Consider the following 16,432-nt stretch of genomic DNA (forward strand, 5'->3'; position numbering starts at 1 on the left):
GGCTGAGAATTGCCTGATACAGCCGACATCTCCCTAAGGAGCACCCATGACTGACCCCGTCAACGGCGACTTGCCGCCGGTACCGCCGCCAGCCCAGCCGGCAACCCCGCCCACGCCTCCGCCCGCCGCTCCCGAGCCGACCGCGGCTCCCACGCCCCCGGTCGCTCCTCCGGCGGCACCGACTCCGCCTGCTCCCACCCCGCCGGCGCCCCCGGCGGCCGGCTACGCCGCGCCCGCCTACGGAACGACCGGCGTCATCGCACCCAAGAAGACCCTCAGCCTGATCGGAATGATCGCCGGCATCGTCGGCCTGCTCGGCTTCTGGATCGTCTTCATCCCGATCGTCGGTTCGATTCTGCAGCTCTTCATCCCGGCGGCCGCGCTCGTGCTCGGCATCATGGGCCGCAAGCGCGAGGGACTCCCGGCGAGAGGATTCTGGCTCACCGCCATCATCACGGGAATCATCGGCCTGGCCATCGCGATCATCGCCCTCATCGGCTGGATCGTGGTCATTGTCGCGGCCGGCGCCAACGGCTACTACAGCAACTGAGTCAGCCGGGCCAAACCGCACAGGACGAAGGGCCCGCCTCCTCCGGGAGGCGGGCCCTTCGTCATGCCGAGGGCGTCAGGTGCGCTCCACCAGCAGCGCGCTGTGCCGGCCGGCCACGCGGGTGACGACGAGGGTTGCGCTGTTGTCGCCCTTGAGTTTGAGCCTCTTGCGGAACTCGGCCGGGTCGAGATCCACCCCGCGCTTCTTGATCTCGAGACGCCCGATTCCGCGGGCCGCGAGCTCCTTACGCAACGCCCGCTCGTCGAAAGGCAGCACCTCCAGAACGCGAAAGCACGTGGCGAACGGTGTCTCTATCGCGCTGTTCGAGGTGAGGTAGGCGATGCCGTCGCTGAGCATCGTGGCGTCGAGGCGCCTCGCGAGGTCGCCGATCAGCCGGGCCCGGATGACCGCGCCGTCGGGCTCGTAGAGGTACTCGCCCAGCTCGCCGGTCGGGGCATCCTCGCTGTCCGCATCCGCGCTGAGCTCCGCCGTGCCGTGAGCGCCGATGACGAGGGCCGACCGGCGGATGCCCGGCCGGGCCAGGGAGCCGAACCACAGGCCGAGCTCCACAACGTCCCGATCGACGGACACCCACTGCGCCTCCGCGTCCGCGGGGATCAGGTCGCGGTCGATGCCGGGTCCGAGCTTGATCCCGGTGGGGAGCGTCGCCGCCGTCGCGAAGGCGAAGTCGAGCGAGGGGGAGTAGTCCGCCGGATTGGTCACCCGCGAGGTGTTCGAATGCCCCGAGGTGCGCCGCGCCGGGTCGAGGAACACCGCGTCGAAGTCGGTGACGTCGATCTCGGTCGCATCGGAGTTGACGACCGTCGCGTTCGGCCAGGGCGCCAGGTTGTAGGCCGCGATCGCCGCCGTCACCTCGTCCCGTTCGACGGCGGTCACCTCGAGCTCCAGGGCGGCCATCGCCATCGCGTCCCCGCCGATTCCGCAGCCGAGGTCCACCACGCGCCACACGCCAGCGGCCCGGAACCGGCCGGCATGCAGGGCGGCGACCTGAAGACGGGTCGCCTGCTCGAGACCGGCCTCGGTGAACAGCATCCGCGAGGCGAACGGCCCGAACTTGGCCTCGCCCCGTCCCCGCAGCTTCGACTGGCTCAGCACGGCGGCGACCATCGCGGGGGAGTGCCCGGCCTTGCGCAGCTCGGTCACCGACTTCAGCACATCGGCGGCCGACTCGTACGGCGGCAGGGAATCGAGCAGCCGCAGGCCATCGGCGGAGAGAATTTCGCGCAGCTCGGAGATGTCCATCCGCCCCATTCTCGTACGGATCCCCGCAACCCCCGCATCCGCCCGCTCTCCGAAAACGCAGGAGATTCGGGATGCCGCCCGCAATGTGAGCGCGCCCGTCGCGGTTTGCCACGAAATCTCCTGCGTTTTCGGCGGTGCGGCCGGCACGCGGGACCACGCCGAACGCAATCGGGTCTGGCACTCCGATTGCACGAGTGCTAATGCGCGGCTAAGCTACATCTGGCACTCTCACAGTGAAAGTGCTAACCCAAGATTTCTAAAAAGTCATTCAGAAAGAGGTCAACCGTGTCGGTCTCCATCAAGCCGCTCGAGGATCGCATTGTCATCAAGCAGGTCGAGGCCGAGCAGACAACTGCTTCGGGACTCGTCATTCCTGACACCGCGAAAGAGAAGCCCCAGGAGGGCGAGGTCGTCGCGGTCGGACCAGGTCGCATCGACGACAACGGCAACCGCATCCCGCTCGACATCGCCGTGGGCGACAAGGTCATCTACTCCAAGTACGGCGGAACCGAGGTGAAGTACGGCGGGGAAGACCTGCTCGTGCTCTCGGCTCGCGACGTGCTCGCGGTAGTCGTCCGCTAGTCAGCTTCCTTCGAAGGGCCCGTCCGGTACGCCGGACGGGCCCTTCGTTCTTCTCGGGGCACGAAATCCCGTAGCATGCGAACAGTGACCAGCACCGCCTCCCCCCGTTCGCACGAGCGCTCCGGCGTCTTCTTCGCCATCGCCGCCTACGGGCTGTGGGGATTCCTTCCCGCGTACTTCCTGCTTCTGCAGCCGGCCGGCGCGATCGAGATCGTCGCCTGGCGCATCCTCTTCTCGCTCGTCTTCTGTGCCCTCATCATCACGGTCACGCGCAAGTGGCCCCAGCTCGTCGCCATTCTGAAGCAGCCGCGACTCGTGCTCATGATGGGTCTCGCCGCCGCGCTCATCTTCGTCAACTGGCAGGTCTACGTCTACGGAACCCTGAGCGGTCACGTGATCGAGACGTCGCTCGGCTACTTCATCAACCCCATCGTCACGGTGCTGCTCGGCGTGCTGCTGCTGCGCGAACGGCTGAGGCCACTGCAGTGGATCGCGGTGGGAATCAGCGGCATCGCCGTGCTCGTGCTCGCGATCAACTACGGGGCGCTGCCCTGGATCTCCCTCACCCTCGCCTTCTCTTTCGGCCTCTACGGCCTCATCAAGAAGCGCGTGGGCGGCGCGGTGGATGCCGTGAGCGGCCTCACCATCGAGACCGCGTGGCTCGTTCCGGTTGCCACCGTTCAGCTGCTCGTGGTGGGCGCGGGTGCCGGCATCACCTTCGGCACGGTCAGCCCGTGGCACACCGTCGCCCTCATCAGCGCCGGGGTCGTCACCGCGATACCCCTCCTCCTGTTCGCCGCCGCCGCGCGCCGCTTGCCGCTCGTCTACATGGGTCTCATCCAATACCTCGCGCCCGTGCTGCAGTTCCTCTTCGGCGCGTTCGTGCTGCGCGAGGCGATGCCACCCGTGCGCTGGGCGGGGTTCGCGCTGGTCTGGGTGGCGCTCATCGTGCTGAGCATCGATGTCTTCGTGGCCGGCTCCCGCGCGCGTCGCGCCTCGCCGATCGTGGCCTGATCCCCGGGTAGGGTTCGGGATGATCCCCAGCTAAGGACCCCCATGCCGAGCCCACGCACTCTCGTCGTCGTCGCCCTCTCCGCGGCCCTGAGCCTCGCCGTCGCCGGCTGCGCGACCGAAGCCCCGAAACCGGTGCCGACCACCACTCCGAGCTTCTCGGCCAAACCCACCGGTGACGGGGTTCTGCGCATCGGCTCGGTCTTCCCCACCACCGGGGCGCAGGCCTACCTGGGCCCGGCCCAGGCCGCCGCGGTCGAGGCGGCCGTGCGCGAGATCAACGAGGCCGGCGGGGTCCTGGGCAAGCCAGTCGAGGTGCTGCACCGCGACTCCGGCGACGTCTCCACCGACACGCTCGAGAAGTCGTTCGCCGACCTTCAGTCCCGAAAGGTGGATGTGCTGATCGGCCCGTCGTCGTCCGTGCTCGCGGAGCGACTCGTTCCGAAGCTCGTCGCCGCCGGCATCCCGATGATCTCGCCCGCCGCCACCTCCGTGCGACTGAGCGCCGTGGCGGACTCCGGACTGTTCTTCCGCACCATCCCCTCGGCGGCGCTCGAGGGCGACGCCCTTGCGCGAGCCATCGGTGGCAAGGGCAGGGTGGCCTACGTCTACCTCAATGACGACACCGGCGCCGCGATTCTCGGCTCGCTCCGTTCCCGGCTCAAGGCCGGCTTCGGCTCCCTCGTCTCGACGCAGAAGTTCGACTCGTCCACCAAGGACTTCGCTCCGATCGTCGCCGCGGTGAAGAAGACCACCCCGGATGCCGTGGTGTTCGCCAGCACGTTCGCCGCGATGGAGCAGAACAAGGCGGTGATCACGGCGCTGACCGCGGCCGGCCTCGGCGGCGCGAAGCTCTGGCTCACCGGGGAGAACATGGCCGACTACTCGCAGGCGCTGCCGGCCGGCACCCTCACCGGCGTCAACGGCATCCTCGCGGGAGCCGGGTCGGATGCCGCCTTCACGGCCCGAGTGAAGGCAGCGGACCCCGCGGCGAGCAACCTGGCCTACGCCCCGGAGGCGTACGACGCCACGATCCTCGCCGCCCTCGCGGCGACGGTCGCCCGCGATGCCGGCGGTCGGTCCATCGCGGCGAGGCTCACCGACGTCTCGAAGGGCGGCATCAAGTGCACGAGCTTCGGCGAGTGTCTCGCCGTGCTGAAGACCAGGACCGACATCGACTACGACGGAATCTCGGGGCCGATCGCCTTCGATAGCAACGGCGATCCGAGCTCCGCGCATTTCGGGGTCTACAAGTATGACGCCGCAAATCGATTCGCGAGGGTCGGCGACACGGTCGGTGGGTGACGCTCTCTCCCGGGCCTAAAAAAATCCTTCGGTAACGAAAGGTAACGATTCTGCCGTGTTACATGGATGTAACCCAGACGTATTGTTTCTCGTGATCGTGGGCAATACGTTCATAAGCACGGCAATGCCCCGCATTGTCGCGTCCTCAAACACACACAACGCAAGGAGCAACATGAGCGTTCTCGCGAAGGCCCCGGCCTCCCGCTCACGGTCTCTCAAGTCCGCCATTAGCGGTATCGCAATTCTCGGCATCAGCGCGCTCATCTTGAGCGGCTGTGCCTCGGGTGGCTCTACCTCTACCGGCAAGGACCTGACACTGAAGATCGGCACGATTCTGCCGCAGACGGGCTCCCTCGCAGTGCTTGGGCCGCCCGAGTTCGCTGGCGTCGCGGCTGCTGCCGCAGACATCAACGCCGCGAAGGCCGGAATCAAGGTCACCGTCGAGAACAAGGACTCGGGTGACACGAAGACCAACATCGCGACCCAGTCCGCGACGGCACTGCTCGCCGATGGCGTCAGCGCGATCATCGGTGCCGCGTCCTCCAGCGTTTCGCTCTCCATGATCGACCAGATCACGAAAGCCAAGGTCATCGAGATCTCCCCGGCCAACACCTCCCCGGCATTCTCGACCTATGCGGATGACGGATACTACTGGCGAACCGCGCCCTCGGACGTTCTGCAGGGTCGAGTGCTGGGCCAGAAGGTGCTCAAGGACGGCGCGACAAACGTGTCGATCATCTACCAAAACGACTCGTACGGCCAGGGTCTTGACGACAACGTCAAGAAGGCCATCGAGGCGGGCGGCGGAACCGTCGGCGAGAACGTGCCGTACGACCCCGCGGCTACCAGCTTCTCGTCTGAGGTGACGCAGGCTCTCTCGTCGAACCCCGACGCGCTCGTCGTGATCTCGTTCGACCAGTTGAAGGCCATCGCCCCCGAGCTGCAGAAGAACAACTTCGACTTCAAGAAGTTCTACGGCACGGACGGCAACTACGGAGTCATCGACAAGTCATACACGGGACCGGACATCGCTGGCGCGCAGTTCACCAACCCCGGTGTGAATGCCTCGAAGGACTACCAGGCCAAGCTGCAGGCGCTCGTCAAGAAGCAGGGCAACGCGGCGCTGACGGTGTTCAGCTACGCCCCGGAGTCCTACGACGCCACGGTGCTCCTCGCCCTGGCTGCGCTCAAGGGCAAGAAGACCGACGGTCCGACCCTCAAGGCCAACCTGCAGTCGGTTTCGAGGGACGGCACCAAGTGCACGACCTTCGCGGCCTGCGCCAAGCTGATCAACGATGGCAAGGCCGCGAACTACGACGGGCTTTCCGGTCCGATCACGTTCGACAAGAACGGTGACCCGTCGCAGGCGTACATCTCCATCTACAAGTACACGACCGGCAACGACAACGTGTACGAGTCCGCCGAGTTCGGCGACCTCAGCAAGTAGCCACTCAGTAGGAAGGGCCCCGGTTCTCGGACCGGGGCCCTTCCCTGTGCCGTCCGGGCGCCTGGGCGTCGCACGAGAAGGGGCCCGGCACTCTGTGCCGGGCCCCTTCTCACGCTTGTCTGTCCGCTACCCGCCGGCCGTCGGCGTGGTGTTGGTGACCGCGTGGTCCGTTGCCAGGGTGCCGAGGTACAGCTCAATCACCTTCGGATCGCTCATCAGCGTGCGCCCGGTGCCACTGTAGGCATCCTTGCCCTGGTCGAGCACGTAGCCCCGGTCGCAGATCTGCAGCGCTCGTCTGGCGTTCTGCTCGACGATCATGACGGAGACGCCCGCGCGGTTGATCTGGGCGACGTTGATGAACGTCTCGTCCTGACGCACGGGCGAGAGGCCGGCACTTGGCTCGTCGAGAAGCAGCACGGAGGGGTCCATCATCAGCGCCCGCGACATTGCCACCATCTGGCGCTCGCCTCCCGAGAGGGAGCCGGCCCGCTGTTTGAGTCGCTTGCCGAGTTCGGGGAACAGATTAGTGACGAAGTCGATGCGCTCCTTGAACATCTTGGGCTTCTGGTACACGCCCATCTCGAGGTTCTCCTCGATGGTGAGGCTCGGGAACACGTTGTTGTTCTGTGGCACCATTCCGACCCCGCGCGTGACGAGCTTGTCGGCCTTCAGGCCCGTGATCTCGTCACCGGCGAGCAGCACGGAGCCGCTGCGGATGTTGACCTGGCCGAAGATCGCCTTGAGCAGCGTCGATTTCCCGGCGCCGTTCGGCCCGATGATGCCGACGAGCTCGCCCTTCTCGACGTAGACGTTGCAGCCGTTCAGGATGTTCACACCCGGCAGGTACCCGGCGACGAGATCCTTGGTCTCGAGAACAATCTCATTGGCCATCGGTGGTCTCCTTCGTGCTTGCTTCGTCGCTGATTTCCTCGCTGATCTCATTCACCAGGAAGGAGTCTCCGAGGTCCTTCGCCACCTCGAGTTGCCCCGTGAGCGAGCCGAGGTCGGTGTCGTGGTGAGCACCGAGGTAGGCGTCGATCACCGCCGGATCGCGCATGACGACATCGGGGTATCCCTCCGCGACGATCTTGCCTTCGGCCATCACGATCACCCAGTCGGCGATGGTCTGCACCATGTGCATGTCGTGCTCGACGAAGAGCACGGTCATGCCCTCCTTCTTGAGGTCGAGAATGTGGCTGAGCAGGGACTGCGTAAGGGCCGGGTTGACGCCGGCCATCGGTTCGTCGAGCATGACGAGTTCCGGCTTGGACATGAGCGCTCGCGCCATCTCGAGAAGCTTTCGCTGGCCGCCGGAGAGGCTCGCGGCGTAATCGTCCTTCTTCGTGTCGAGCTTGAACCGGGTGAGAAGCTCGAGGGCCTGGTCGGTGATCTCCTTCTCCCGCTTGCGCCAGAAGCCGCTGAACAGGGCCGTGAGCATGCGCTCCCCGCCCTGGTCGCCGGCGCCGAGCCGCATGTTCTCCATCACGCTCAACAGACTGAGGGCCTTGGTCAGCTGGAATGTTCGCACCATGCCGCGGCGAGCCACCTTGAACGCCGGCACGTTGGCCAGGCTCTTGCCGTCGAGCTCCCACGTTCCCGAGTCAGGCTTGTCGAAGCCGGTGAGCAGGTTGAAGAAGGTCGTCTTGCCCGCCCCATTCGGTCCGATGAGGGCCGTGATGGCGTTCCGCGGGATCTCGACGTGTTCGACGTCGACCGCATTCACGCCGCCGAATGAGCGTCGCACGCCGTCGGCGACCAGGATCGGGTCGACCTTCTTGACGCCCGGTCCCGGTTCGCCGATCTGGAGCGGGGCCTTGGTCGTGTTCGCGTCAGCCACTGAAGTGAGCCTCTCTCTTCTTGCCGAATATGCCCTGCGGCCGGTAGATCACCAAGAGCATCAGGGCGATGCCGACGATGATGAATCGGATCGGTCCCTGTTGCACCGAGGTGATCGGCAGCAGGTGGTTGGAGACGAGCAGCGTCAGGATGCCGTCCGACAGCGACAGCACGACCCAGAAGATGATGGACCCGACGATCGGGCCGAGCACGGTGGTCGCGCCGCCCAGAAGCACGATCGTGTACAGGAAGAACGTGGTCTGCGTGCCGTAGTTGTCCGGCTGAAGTGACGTCGGGATGATGACGAGCACCGTTCCCAGGGCCGCGAGCACGCCGCCGAGAATCAGTGACTGCATCTTGTACCAGGTCACGTTCTTGCCGAGGCTGCGCACGGCATCCTCGTCCTCACGGATGCCCTTGACGATGCGGCCCCATGGGCTCCGCATGAGCTGCCAGACCAATACCGCGGCAATGATCACCACGGTCCAGCCGACGATCATCGACCACACCTCGTTGTTGTTGTACGAGAGCACTCCGTAGCCGTAGCGGATGTCCGGCAGCGGGTTGAGTCGGTAGAAGTCGCGAGACGACCCGTTGATCCCGTCAGAGCCGCCGGTCAGGTTGCTGATGCTCGGAGTCTTGACGGTGTAGCGCACGATTTCCGCGGCGGCGATCGTCACGATGCTCAGATAGTCGGCTCGCAGTCTCAGGGTCGGGATGCCGAGCAGGAGGGCGAAGAGAATCGCGCCGACCACACAGGCGATGAGCGACGCCCAGAGGGGCCAGTCGAACTTCACCGTGGTGATTGCGAAGAAGTAGCCTCCCACCGCCATGAAGCCGGCCTGGCCGAAGTTCAGCAGTCCGGTGAAGCCGAAATGGACGGCGAGCCCGAGAGCCGCGAGAGCGTATCCGATGGTGAGCGGCGAGAGGATCTGGCCGAATGCCAGAGGGATGAAGTTCAAGTCCATGAGAGTTTCCCTAACCGATCCGGTCTCGTCGACCCAGGATGCCCTGTGGCCGGAATATCAGAATGACGATCAGCGCGGCGAGCGCGGCGACGAACTTCATGTTGGAGGGAATGAAGAGCGTCGACAGGTCGACGAGGAGGCCGATCACGAGCGAACCGATCAGCGCTCCGAACGCGGTCCCGAGACCTCCGAGCGTGACGGCCGCGAAGATCAGCAGCAGGATGCTCGCTCCCGTCTCCCAGTTGATCGGTTGGTAGTAGCCGATCAGGGCGCCCGAGAGACCGGCGAGTGCGCCGCCGGCGACCCAGACGATGCGGATGACCCGCTCCACATTGATGCCAGTGGCGGCCGCGAGCGATCGGTTGTCAGACACCGCTCTGGTCGCCTTTCCGATGCGGGTGCGCAGGAGCGCAAAGGCCACGAGGAGCAGCACCACGATGCAGATGAGCGGGCTCGTGACATCCGTTAGTCGCAGGTGGACGGGCCCGAGAGTGAGGAAGGAACTGTTGTTGCTCGGCGTGACGAGCAGCCCCGGCCCGAAGATGAACTGATAGATGTACCGCAACGCGAGAGACAGTCCGATGCTCACGATCATCAGGGGGATGAGACCCACGCCCCTCTTCCGCAGCGGCTTCCACAGCCCGAGGTCCTGCAGATAGCCGAAGACGCCACCGAACACGAGGGCCGCGATGATGCCGAGCCAGCCGGGCAGATGAAGCGTTCCCGAGACGATGTAACCGACGAGGGCGCCGAACGTCACGAGTTCGCCGTGGGCGAAGTTGTTGAGGCCCGTGGTGCCGTAGATGAGGGAGACGCCGATTGAGGCGAGCGCAAGAAGCAGGCCGAAGATGAGGCCGGTCGCCACTCGCTGCAGGGCCAGTTCGCCGAAGGACGTGCCAGAGCCGGTACCCCCTGGCGAAGGCTTCGCGGTAGATCCGGGAGACGGCGTGGTCGCCGCCGAGCCGAGGAGGAAGTAGGCGGGTACACCCTGGTTGTCCCCGCCCACCGATACATCGCGCGGATTGGTTCCGAGAACCGCTCCGGCGCCGGGCGGGATGCTGGAGGCATCAAGGTTGACCTTGTACGTTCCCGGCTTGTCGAGGGGCACAGTCACCTTGCCGTCGGCACCGGTGACCGCGGTAACCGTGAAGCCCTTCGGTCCGGAAACGGTCACCTTGACGCCGGCCACGTTGGACTTGTCGGCGGCGACCCGCACCCACACGCCGATGCTCTGGGCGGCGGGCGTCGAGGCCGACGGCGTCGGCGTCGGGGTGTCGGCGGCGAATGCCGACCCGGCGCTGGAGAAGACGAATGCGCATGCGGCGAGCGCTGCGAAGATCACGACCAACCACCGCGTCTTGCGTCGGGGAACTGTACCTGCGAGTGTCACGGAACCTCCAAGGCGGAGCCAGCCGGGGCAAGGGTTTCCCGGGCAATCTGGCCGACCGTCGTCATTGACGTTAGTTGTCGAATGTGTCACCGGTGTTTCGCGGAGAGCACGCTTCAGTCTCGCCATTATGACGGTGGAATAGCCGCGCCGCTAACTGGTTAATATTGAGTACCGGAATCCGTCGATGCAGTCCGGACCTTCAGCTCAGCATTCGCGGGAAAAAGAGGACACATGGACCAGCCGGACCCCTTCGGTTTCATCGGGCTCACCTACGACGACGTCATGCTCCTCCCGGGGCACACCGACGTCATCCCGAGCGAGGCGGACACCTCGACGCGCCTCAGCCGCCGCATCACCGTGGCCGCGCCGCTGCTCTCCTCCGCCATGGACACCGTGACCGAGTCGCGCATGGCCATCGCCATCGCCCGCCAGGGTGGGCTGGGCGTGCTGCACCGCAACCTCTCCATCGTCGACCAGGCCGACCAGGTGGATCGCGTGAAGCGCAGCGAGTCCGGCATGATCACCAATCCGGTGACGACCACCCCCAACGCGACGGTCGCGGAGGTGGACGCCCTGTGCGGCCAGTTCCGCATCTCCGGACTCCCGGTGGTGGAGGACGACGGCCGTCTCGTCGGCATCATCACCAACCGCGACATGCGTTTCGTCTCGCCGTTCGAGAAGGCCACGACTCTCGTGCGCGACGTGATGACCCGCGCGCCCCTGATCACCGCCCGCGAGGGCATCGACCCGGATGACGCGGTCGCCATCTTCGCGCAGCACAAGATCGAGAAGCTCCCGCTCGTCGATGCCGATGGCAGGCTCCGCGGCCTCATCACCGTCAAGGACTTCGACAAGTCCGAGATGTATCCGAACGCCACCAAGGACGACTCCGGCCGGCTCCGGGTGGCCGCCGCGATCGGGTTCTTCGGCGACGCGTGGGAGCGCGCCATGACCCTCATCGACGCCGGGGTGGATGCCCTGGTCGTCGACACCGCGAACGGCGACAGCGCCGGCGTGATCGACATCATCCGCCGGCTCAAGAACGACCCGGTCGCGAGCCACGTCGACATCATCGGCGGCAACGTCGCCACCCGCGGCGGCGCGCAGGCGCTCGTGGATGCCGGAGCGGACGCCATCAAGGTGGGCGTCGGCCCCGGCTCGATCTGCACCACCCGCGTCGTGGCCGGAGTCGGGGTTCCGCAGGTGACCGCGGTGTACGAGGCGTCCCTCGCCGCGCGGGAGCACGGCATCCCGGTGATCGCCGACGGCGGACTGCAGTATTCGGGCGACATCGCCAAGGCCCTCGTCGCCGGCGCGGACACGGTCATGCTCGGCTCGCTCCTCGCCGGCTGCGACGAGAGCCCGGGCGACCTCGTCTTCGTCAACGGCAAGCAGTTCAAGAAGTACCGCGGCATGGGTTCGCTCGGGGCCCTGCAGAGCCGCGGAGAGAAGACGTCGTACTCGAAGGACCGCTACTTCCAGGCCGACGTGCCGTCGGACGACAAGCTCATCCCCGAGGGCATCGAGGGACAGGTGCCGTACCGCGGCCCGCTCTCCGCGGTGGCGTACCAGCTGCTTGGCGGCCTGCGCCAGTCGATGTTCTACACCGGCGCGCGCACCATCCCGGAGCTCAAGGCCAAGGGCAAGTTCGTGCGCATCACCGCTGCCGGACTCAAGGAATCGCACCCGCACGACATCCAAATGACGGTGGAGGCGCCGAACTACTCCCGGTAGGGGTTGGGCGGTGCTTGGTGTGGGCCCTGCAGTTGTGCCGCCGAGGGCAAAGCGGGCGTCCGCGGACAATCCGGGTCGGCGTGCCGGCCCGTACTGTCCGCCTCGGCCCGAGGGGGCGATCTCGCAGCCCCGTCGGGTGACATCTCCTCCCCAGTTGCCCTAGCGCGCAGGCATCCTCGCCGGATGGGTCGAACGTCTCTCGCCGTCCCCCAGATGAACGATCGTTCGCTGCATGCAGAACATCGCGCACATCCACGACATCACCTACGTCTCCGAGCTCCGCCAGTTCGATCTCGACGGTCGACCATTTCGCCGGGCGGCCCAGCGCGGGGATGCGGTGCGCATCCACCGCGGCGCGTACCTGCCGACGAAGGTGTGGCATGCGCTCGATCGAACCGAGCAGTATCGACACCAGGTCATCGCGGCAACCGGCGCGAGCCGCACCCATCCCATTCTGAGCCATCGCTCGGCGGCCGTCGTGTGGGGAATTCCACTCGTCGGCGAGTTGCCGAGGCTCGTCGATGTGCTTGCCAGCGAGGCCGCCGGGTCGCGCACCGAGGGGTCATTCCGCCGGCACGCCACCCGCTTTCTCGACAGCGACATCGAGATCGTCGGCGGGGTTCCCGTGACGAGTCTTCGACGGACGGTCATCGATCTTGCGCTCGTGCTTCCGTTTCCCTCGGCGGTTGCTGCGCTGGACTGGGCGATTCGACCGGGCACCACTGCGTCGCCCAAGCCAAGCCTGGCGACTACCGATTTGTGGGATGTCCTCACTGCACTCGAAGTCTCACGAGGACGCCAGCGCGTCAGCCGGGCCATCCAATTCGGCGACTGCCTTTCCGGTTCCCCGGGAGAGTCGCTCAGCCGGGCGACAATTCACGAATTGGGGTTCCCCGCACCCGTGCTGCAGCAGCGATTCGAAGACAGGCACGGGCTCATCGGGTTCACGGACTTCTGGTGGCCGCAGTACCGCCTCATCGGTGAGTTCGATGGGCTCCTCAAGTACACGCGCGGAGCGTTCGGCCGCACGCTGTCAGTCAGCGACATCGTGATCGCAGAGAAGAAACGCGAAGACCGGCTTCGCGCTCTCGGCCCATCCGTCGCCCGGTGGCTCTGGGAGGATGCCATCGCGCCGCCGTCACTCTTCACCATTCTGCGTGACGCAGGTTTGCCGTCGAACCGGAAGGGCGCGTAATCGGCAACTGCAGGGGTCGGTGCGCCACCACGGGCGTGTGCGGACTGCCGGGGCCGGCGTGCCGGCCCGGACGGTCCGCACACGCCCGGGTTGGCAACAGCGGGATGCAGTTGACCTCGAGTGCGGCGAGGCCCCCGGCCCCGCAGACCCCGCAACGCGCGGGAGCAGAACCCCACCCGCACCCCCATCAGCACGCCCGACCCCGGGCTGGAGCGCACCGCGGCACCGACCGGTAGGCTGGACGGGTGAGTGACGTAGAGATTGGCCGCGCCAAGCGCGCTCGCCGGGTGTATGCCTTTGATGACATCGCCATCATGCCGAGTCGGCGCACGCGTGACCCCCAGGACGTGTCGGTCAACTGGGGCATCGACGCCTACCAGTTCACGATCCCTTTCATCGCGGCGCCCATGGACTCGGTGGTCTCCCCGGCGACCGCGATCCTGATGGGCCAGCTCGGCGGCCTCGGCGTTCTCGACCTCGAGGGCCTCTGGACGCGCTACGACGACCCGGAGCCGCTGCTCGCCGAGATCCGCGCCCTTCCGGACGGCGCCGCCACCGCGCGCATGCAGGCGATCTACGCCGAGCCGATCAAGCCGGAACTGGTGAAGACCCGCCTCGAGGAGATCCGCGCGGCCGGAGTCACCGTGGCGGCCGCCCTCTCGCCGCAGCGCACCCAGGAGCTGTACAAGACCGTGGTGGAGGCGGGTGTCGACCTGTTCGTGATCCGCGGCACGACGGTGAGCGCCGAGCACGTCTCCAAGAACCAGGAACCCCTCAACCTCAAGAAGTTCATCTACGAGCTCGACGTGCCCGTGATCGTGGGCGGCGCGGCCGGCTACACCCCGGCGCTTCACCTCATGCGCACCGGCGCGGCGGGCGTGCTTGTCGGCTTCGGCGGCGGCGCGGCCTCCACCACGCGCGCGAGCCTCGGCATCCATGCGCCCATGGCCACGGCCGTGGCGGATGTCGCCGGCGCCCGTCGCGACTACATGGACGAGTCCGGCGGACGCTACGTGCACGTGATCGCCGATGGCGGCCTGGGCACGAGCGGCGACATCGCCAAGGCGTTCTCGGTGGGGGCGGATGCCGTGATGCTCGGTTCGACCCTCGCGCGGGCCACCGAGGCGCCGGGCGGCGGCTGGCACTGGGGCCAGGAGGCGCACCACAACGAACTTCCGCGGGGCAACCGGGTGAAGGTCGGCTCGACCGCCCCGCTCGAGGAAATTCTTTACGGGCCATCCTCAGTTGCCGATGGCACAGTGAATCTCGTCGGCGCTTTGCGCCGCTCCATGGCGACAACCGGATACTCCGACCTCAAGGAATTCCAGCGGGTCGAAGTGGTGGTCGCGCCGTACCACAAGTAACCCTACGGAGGCAGTGATGGCCAGGCAAAAGACGGTAACTCGCTCATCGAAGCTGGGTCCGGAGGAGCGCGCGGATGCGATAACCGCCCTCAAGGAGAAGGAACTCGACATCCTTGTGGTCGGCGGCGGCATCGTGGGAACCGGCAGCGCGCTCGACGCGGTCACCCGGGGTCTGAGCGTGGGAATGGTTGAGGCCAGGGACTGGGCCAGCGGCACCTCGAGCCGGTCGTCCAAGCTCGTGCACGGCGGCATCCGCTACCTGGAGCAGCTCGACTTCCGGCTGGTGCGCGAGGCCCTCATCGAACGCGGCCTGCTGTTGCAGCGGCTCGCCCCGCACCTGGTGAAGCCGGTGCGTTTCCTCTACCCGCTCCAGAAGCGGGTGATTGAGCGGCTCTATGTCGGCGCCGGCATGCTGCTCTACGACATCTTCAGCTACACCGGCGGTCGCCCGCCCGGTGTTCCGCACCACCGGCACCTCACCAAGTCCCAGGTGATGCGCTCCATCCCGAGCCTCTCCAACGACGCGCTCGTCGGCGGCATCACCTACTACGACGCCCAGGTCGACGACGCGAGGTACACCGCATCGCTCGCGCGCACGGCGTCGTTCTATGGCGCGCACGTGGCCAGCCGGGTGCGCATCGAGGGCTTCATCAAGGTGGGGGAGCGCGTGGTCGGCGCCCGGGCCCACGACCTGGAGACGGGCGAGCGGTTCGACATCCGGGCGAAGCAGGTCGTGAACGCCACCGGCGTGTGGACGGATGACACCCAGTCGATGGTGGGCGAGCGCGGCCAGTTCAAGGTGCGGGCCTCGAAGGGCGTGCACCTCGTCGTTCCGCGGGACCGCTTCCAGTCGACAATGGGCCTGCTGCTGCGCACCGAGAAGAGCGTGCTCTTCGTGATCCCGTGGGGCCGGCACTGGCTGATCGGCACCACAGACACCGACTGGCACCTGGACAAGGCGCACCCGGCGGCGACGGCCGCGGACATCGACTACATCCTCGAGCACGTCAACTCGGTGCTCGCCGTGAAGCTCACCCGCGACGACGTCGAGGGCGTCTACGCCGGACTCCGCCCGCTGCTCGCCGGCGAGTCGGAGCAGACCTCCAAGCTCTCCCGCGAGCACATCGTGGCGCACAGTGTGCCGGGCCTCGTAGTTGTCGCCGGCGGCAAGTGGACCACCTACCGCATCATGGCCAAGGACGCAATCGATGCCGCCGCCGCGGCGCTCGACGCCAACGTTCCGAAGAGCGTGACGCAGGACATCGCTCTGCTCGGTGCGGAGGGCTACCAGGCGGCCTGGAACAAGCGCGCGAAGATCGCCCGGGCGTTCGGAGTGCACAAGGTGCGCATCGAGCACCTGCTCAACCGCTACGGGGTCATGACGGATGAACTGCTCGACCTGATCCGCGAGGACCCGTCGCTCAACACCCCGCTGCCGGGCGCCGACGATTACATCGAGGCCGAGGTGATCTACGCGGCGACCCACGAGGGCGCGCTCCACCTGGAGGACGTTCTCGCCCGCCGCACCCGCATCTCGATCGAGGCCTGGGATCGCGGAGTGTCCGCGGCCCCGGTGGCCGGCGCCCTCATGGGGCGCGTGCTCGGATGGGACCAGGAGCGGGTCGACCGTGAGGTGAACAACTATCTCAAGCGGGTCGCGGCCGAGCGGGCGAGCCAGCTCGAGCCGGACGACGAGTCCGCCGACCGCGTGCGCCTCGAGGCCCCGGACATCGTCTCGGCCAAGTAGGAAGCCGGCGCGGGGCGCGCTACCGGGGGCCGCTGCGCGC

Annotated in this window: 14 protein-coding genes; 9 read left to right on the top strand and 5 right to left on the bottom strand. The window is 66.8% G+C overall.

Annotated features, from left to right (window positions below; all coding sequences use genetic code 11):
* Window positions 1-46: 46 nt before the first annotated feature.
* Window positions 47-550: a hypothetical protein gene (locus tag ACHZD8_RS13670; RefSeq protein ID WP_394770981.1), complete on the top strand. Its 504-nt coding sequence runs from the start codon at window positions 47-49 to the stop codon at window positions 548-550.
* 75 nt (window positions 551-625) lie between these two features.
* Here the strand turns inward: ACHZD8_RS13670 and ACHZD8_RS13675 are convergent, their stop codons facing one another.
* Window positions 626-1,813, bottom strand: a complete 1,188-nt coding sequence (locus ACHZD8_RS13675) for a methyltransferase domain-containing protein (RefSeq protein ID WP_394770982.1) — start codon at window positions 1,811-1,813, stop codon at window positions 626-628.
* Between the two features lie 285 nt (window positions 1,814-2,098).
* Here ACHZD8_RS13675 and groES point away from each other — a divergent pair, with 285 nt between their 5' ends.
* The 4 genes from groES to ACHZD8_RS13695 all read left to right on the top strand — a co-directional run bounded on the left by groES (window position 2,099) and on the right by ACHZD8_RS13695 (window position 6,158).
* On the top strand, window positions 2,099-2,395 hold the full coding sequence (gene groES / locus ACHZD8_RS13680) for a co-chaperone GroES (protein ID WP_147783437.1): 297 nt from the start codon (window positions 2,099-2,101) through the stop codon (window positions 2,393-2,395).
* Window positions 2,396-2,470: 75 nt separating this feature from the next.
* Window positions 2,471-3,409, top strand: a complete 939-nt coding sequence (rarD, locus tag ACHZD8_RS13685) for an EamA family transporter RarD (RefSeq protein WP_394770983.1) — start codon at window positions 2,471-2,473, stop codon at window positions 3,407-3,409.
* Window positions 3,410-3,451: 42 nt separating this feature from the next.
* On the top strand, window positions 3,452-4,711 hold the full coding sequence (locus tag ACHZD8_RS13690; RefSeq protein WP_394770984.1) for an ABC transporter substrate-binding protein: 1,260 nt from the start codon (window positions 3,452-3,454) through the stop codon (window positions 4,709-4,711).
* 172 nt (window positions 4,712-4,883) lie between these two features.
* A complete protein-coding gene (locus ACHZD8_RS13695) occupies window positions 4,884-6,158 on the top strand; it encodes an ABC transporter substrate-binding protein (protein ID WP_394770985.1) in 1,275 nt (424 codons plus the stop codon).
* Between the two features lie 126 nt (window positions 6,159-6,284).
* On the opposite strand, the gene ACHZD8_RS13700 is transcribed toward ACHZD8_RS13695, so the two are convergent.
* From ACHZD8_RS13700 to ACHZD8_RS13715, 4 genes are read right to left on the bottom strand one after another with little or no spacing between them, the layout of a single operon-like run.
* Complete coding sequence (locus tag ACHZD8_RS13700; protein WP_394770986.1) at window positions 6,285-7,049, bottom strand: ABC transporter ATP-binding protein; 765 nt, start codon at window positions 7,047-7,049, stop codon at window positions 6,285-6,287.
* On the bottom strand, window positions 7,039-7,995 hold the full coding sequence (locus tag ACHZD8_RS13705) for an ABC transporter ATP-binding protein (RefSeq protein ID WP_394770987.1): 957 nt from the start codon (window positions 7,993-7,995) through the stop codon (window positions 7,039-7,041). The genes ACHZD8_RS13700 and ACHZD8_RS13705 overlap by 11 nt, the downstream gene beginning before the upstream one ends.
* Complete coding sequence (locus ACHZD8_RS13710) at window positions 7,988-8,962, bottom strand: branched-chain amino acid ABC transporter permease (protein WP_394770988.1); 975 nt, start codon at window positions 8,960-8,962, stop codon at window positions 7,988-7,990. The genes ACHZD8_RS13705 and ACHZD8_RS13710 overlap by 8 nt, the downstream gene beginning before the upstream one ends.
* Window positions 8,963-8,972: 10 nt before the next feature.
* On the bottom strand, window positions 8,973-10,352 hold the full coding sequence (locus ACHZD8_RS13715) for a branched-chain amino acid ABC transporter permease (protein WP_394770989.1): 1,380 nt from the start codon (window positions 10,350-10,352) through the stop codon (window positions 8,973-8,975).
* 231 nt (window positions 10,353-10,583) lie between these two features.
* Here ACHZD8_RS13715 and guaB point away from each other — a divergent pair, with 231 nt between their 5' ends.
* The 4 genes from guaB to ACHZD8_RS13735 all read left to right on the top strand — a co-directional run bounded on the left by guaB (window position 10,584) and on the right by ACHZD8_RS13735 (window position 16,392).
* A complete protein-coding gene (gene guaB, locus ACHZD8_RS13720) occupies window positions 10,584-12,086 on the top strand; it encodes an IMP dehydrogenase (RefSeq protein ID WP_394770990.1) in 1,503 nt (500 codons plus the stop codon).
* 232 nt (window positions 12,087-12,318) lie between these two features.
* Window positions 12,319-13,281 (top strand): hypothetical protein, encoded by a 963-nt coding sequence (locus ACHZD8_RS13725; RefSeq protein ID WP_394770991.1) that lies wholly within the window; start codon window positions 12,319-12,321, stop codon window positions 13,279-13,281.
* Window positions 13,282-13,526: 245 nt separating this feature from the next.
* Window positions 13,527-14,645, top strand: coding sequence for a GuaB3 family IMP dehydrogenase-related protein (locus ACHZD8_RS13730; protein WP_394770992.1), 1,119 nt, complete (start codon window positions 13,527-13,529; stop codon window positions 14,643-14,645).
* A 16-nt stretch (window positions 14,646-14,661) separates the two neighbouring features.
* On the top strand, window positions 14,662-16,392 hold the full coding sequence (locus tag ACHZD8_RS13735) for a glycerol-3-phosphate dehydrogenase/oxidase (RefSeq protein WP_394770993.1): 1,731 nt from the start codon (window positions 14,662-14,664) through the stop codon (window positions 16,390-16,392).
* The last annotated feature ends 40 nt before the right edge of the window (window positions 16,393-16,432 follow it).

This window comes from Lacisediminihabitans sp. (assembly GCF_043726815.1).
GTDB lineage: Bacteria > Actinomycetota > Actinomycetes > Actinomycetales > Microbacteriaceae > Lacisediminihabitans.

What these genes read in the sequence shown, in the direction of transcription:
- ACHZD8_RS13670 (WP_394770981.1), top strand. Translation starts at nt 47, where the DNA reads ATGACTGACCCCGTCAACGGCGACTTGCCGCCGGTACCGCCGCCAGCC.
- ACHZD8_RS13675 (WP_394770982.1), bottom strand. Translation starts at nt 1,813, where the DNA reads ATGGACATCTCCGAGCTGCGCGAAATTCTCTCCGCCGATGGCCTGCGG.
- rarD (WP_394770983.1), top strand. Translation starts at nt 2,471, where the DNA reads ATGCGAACAGTGACCAGCACCGCCTCCCCCCGTTCGCACGAGCGCTCC.
- ACHZD8_RS13690 (WP_394770984.1), top strand. Translation starts at nt 3,452, where the DNA reads ATGCCGAGCCCACGCACTCTCGTCGTCGTCGCCCTCTCCGCGGCCCTG.
- ACHZD8_RS13695 (WP_394770985.1), top strand. Translation starts at nt 4,884, where the DNA reads ATGAGCGTTCTCGCGAAGGCCCCGGCCTCCCGCTCACGGTCTCTCAAG.
- ACHZD8_RS13700 (WP_394770986.1), bottom strand. Translation starts at nt 7,049, where the DNA reads ATGGCCAATGAGATTGTTCTCGAGACCAAGGATCTCGTCGCCGGGTAC.
- ACHZD8_RS13710 (WP_394770988.1), bottom strand. Translation starts at nt 8,962, where the DNA reads ATGGACTTGAACTTCATCCCTCTGGCATTCGGCCAGATCCTCTCGCCG.
- guaB (WP_394770990.1), top strand. Translation starts at nt 10,584, where the DNA reads ATGGACCAGCCGGACCCCTTCGGTTTCATCGGGCTCACCTACGACGAC.
- ACHZD8_RS13725 (WP_394770991.1), top strand. Translation starts at nt 12,319, where the DNA reads ATGCAGAACATCGCGCACATCCACGACATCACCTACGTCTCCGAGCTC.
- ACHZD8_RS13735 (WP_394770993.1), top strand. Translation starts at nt 14,662, where the DNA reads ATGGCCAGGCAAAAGACGGTAACTCGCTCATCGAAGCTGGGTCCGGAG.